Genomic DNA, 373 nt, shown 5'->3' with positions numbered 1-373 from the left:
CCGGCGACACCGGACGACAGAACATGCGTGGTCGAAACCGGCAGGCCGAGGCGATCGGCCATGCCGATGGTGATCATGGCGACCAGCTCGGCGGCAGCGCCCTGGCCATAGGTCAGGTGGCTCTTGCCGATCTTCTCGCCGACCGTGACGACGATGCGCTTCCAGCCGACCATGGTGCCGAGACCCAACGCCAGCGCCACGGCGATCTTCACCCACAGCGGGATGAACTTCGTCGCGTTGTCGACTGCCTTGTGATAGTCGGTCACCGCCTTCAGGTCCGCGTCCTGCATCGGCAGCAGCTTCTTCTTGTCGATCAGCTTCAGCGCTTCGCCGATCAGGTAGATATCGTTGCGGGCGTTGCTGACCAGGTCGG

1 protein-coding gene is annotated in these 373 nt (G+C 63.8%); it reads right to left on the bottom strand.

Going from position 1 to position 373, the window contains the following annotated elements; genetic code table 11:
• The coding region (locus EN818_RS31045) for an inorganic phosphate transporter (protein ID WP_135906638.1) at window positions 1-373 on the bottom strand (373 nt) is incomplete at both ends.

Source organism: Mesorhizobium sp. M3A.F.Ca.ET.175.01.1.1, assembly GCF_004791945.1.
Taxonomy (GTDB): domain Bacteria; phylum Pseudomonadota; class Alphaproteobacteria; order Rhizobiales; family Rhizobiaceae; genus Mesorhizobium.
Note: the sequence above shows the minus strand (reverse complement) of the source record. Positions and strands in the feature narration are given on the sequence as shown.